General features: G+C 68.7%; 1 protein-coding gene. It reads left to right on the top strand.

Translation table 11 applies throughout. From position 1 onward, the window contains the following. Positions 1–23: 23 nt before the first annotated feature. On the top strand, positions 24–2,524 hold a 2,501-nt coding region (locus FYW99_RS33030), incomplete at its 3' end, for a type I polyketide synthase (RefSeq protein ID WP_150256263.1).

The following is a 2,524-nucleotide window of genomic DNA, read 5'->3' as shown; positions in this document are numbered from 1 at the left end:
TGTCGCGGCCGTTGCGTGAGGTGATGTTCGCTGAGGCGGGTTCGGTCGAGGCGGGGTTGTTGGATCGGACGGAGTTCACCCAGCCGGCGTTGTTCGCGTTGCATGTGGCGTTGTTCCGGCTGGCGGAGAGTTTCGGGGTTCGGCCCGACTTCCTGATCGGGCATTCGCTGGGTGAGGTGTCGGCGGCGCATCTGTCGGGTGTGTTGTCGTTGGAGGACGCTGCGGTGTTGGTGGCCTCTCGGGCGCGGTTGATGCAGGCCCAGCCGGGGGGCGGGGCGATGCTCGCGATCGGGTTGCCGTTGGGAGATGTCTCCGCTCTGGTCGGTGACCGGGCGGGTGTGGATGTGGCGGCGGTGAACGGTCCGGCGTCGGTGGTGGTCTCCGGTGACGCGGACGCGGTGGCTGAGGTGGGGGAGTTGGCCCGTCAGGCGGGTGCGCGTACCCGGGCTCTGACGGTGAGTCATGCTTTCCATTCGGCGCATATGGACGGGATGTTGGCGGAGTTTCGGGAGGTCGTTGAGGGGTTGACCTTCCGTGAGCCGACGGTGCCGATCGTGTCGAATGTGACGGGTGGTTTGGCTGAGGTCGCGCGCATTACTTCGCCGGAGTACTGGGTGGAGCATGTGCGTAGTCCGGTGTTGTTCCATGATGGTGTGTCGGCCCTGGTGGGGGCGGGTGCTGGCTCGTTCCTGGAGTTGGGTCCGGATGGGACGTTGACGGCGATGGCGCGGGAGAGCGTGCCGGAGTCGGCGGTGTCGGTGGCGGGGTTGCGTCGTGAGGGATCCGAACCTGAGGCGTTCGTCGGTGCTCTGGCGCATCTGTACACGTCGGGTGTTCAGGTTGATCTGGCTCCTGCTTCCGGACGTCGGGTGGACCTGCCCACCTACGCCTTCCAACGCGACAGGTACTGGGTCGAGGCGTCGTCCGCGGACCGCATGACCCCGGCCGAAGCCGGATTCTGGGAGGCCGTGGAGAACGAGGACCTCGAAGCGATCGGTGAGGCGCTGCCCTCCCTGGCCGCCTGGCGCCGACAACAGCGTCACGCGGTCGGCGCGGACCAGGAGACCACGGACGAGGTCACCGACGTGACGCCCGAGGACTCCGAACCGCTGGCCCGGGACCTCGCGGCCCTGGACCAGGCGGGTCAGGAACGTCGGCTCCTCGACCTCGTACGGACACAGGTCGCGCTGGTCCTGGGCCACGTCACCCCGAGTGCGGTCGACACTGACCAGGCCTTCAGGGATCTCGGATTCGACTCCCTCATGGCCGTCGAACTCCGTGACCGCCTGACGTCCGTGACCGGGCTCGACCTGCCCCCGACGCTGACGTTCAACCACCCGACCCCCGAACTCCTGGCTGTGCACCTGCTCGACGAACTCCTCGGCGCCGACGGTGCGGCCGTGGCGGCTTCGTTGGCCGCGATCAGCGACGAGCCGATCGCGATCGTGGCGATGAGCTGCCGGTTCCCCGGTGGCGTGAGTTCGCCGGAGGATCTGTGGCGGCTGGTCGTGGAGGGCCGCGACGCGGTCTCGGACTTCCCCGTCAATCGCGGCTGGAACCTCGACGCGCTCTACGACGCGGACCCGGCGAACTCGGGAACGTCCTACACGCGTCACGGCGGGTTCCTGCACGAGGCGGACGAGTTCGACCCGGCGTTCTTCGGGATCAGCCCTCGCGAGGCGGCGGCCATGGACCCCCAGCAGCGGTTGCTGATGGAGACCTCGTGGGAGGCGTTCGAGCGGGCCGGAATCGCCCCGAACGCGCTGCGCGGCAGCCGCACGGGTGTGTTCGTCGGAGCCATGCCCCAGGACTACGGGGCGCGGTTGCACGAGGCTCCCGGCGAGACCGAAGGCTACGTCCTGACCGGCAACACGACGAGTGTCGCGTCGGGTCGGGTGTCGTACACGTTCGGGTTGGAGGGTCCGGCGGTCACGGTGGACACGGCGTGTTCGTCGTCGCTGGTGGCGATGCACCTGGCCGCCCAGTCGCTGCGTCAGGGCGAGTGCGACATGGCGCTCGCCGGGGGCGTCACCGTCATGGCCAACCCGGGCATGTTCGTGGAGTTCAGCAGGCAACGAGGGCTGTCCCCCGACGGCCGGTGCAAGGCGTTCGCTTCGGCCGCCGACGGCACCGGTTGGGGTGAGGGCGTGGGCCTGGTCCTGCTGGAGAGGTTGTCCGACGCCCAGCGCCATGGGCGTCGGATTCTGGGTGTGATCCGTGGTTCGGCGGTGAACCAGGACGGTGCGAGCAACGGCCTGTCCGCGCCGAACGGTCCCTCGCAGGAACGCGTGATCCGGCAGGCGTTGGCGAACGCGCGTCTGGAACCGGGTGAGGTGGACGCGGTGGAGGCGCACGGGACGGGGACCCGGTTGGGGGACCCGATCGAGGCGCAGGCGCTTCTGGCGACCTATGGGCAGGGTCGTGTGGAGGACCGGCCGTTGCGGTTGGGGTCGCTGAAGTCGAACATCGGTCACACGCAGGCGGCGGCGGGTGTGGGTGGTGTGATCAAGATGGTCATGGCCAT

Source organism: Nocardiopsis deserti, from assembly GCF_008638355.1.
Taxonomy (GTDB): Bacteria; Actinomycetota; Actinomycetes; order Streptosporangiales; family Streptosporangiaceae; genus Nocardiopsis; species Nocardiopsis alborubida.
Note: the sequence above shows the minus strand (reverse complement) of the source record. Positions and strands in the feature narration are given on the sequence as shown.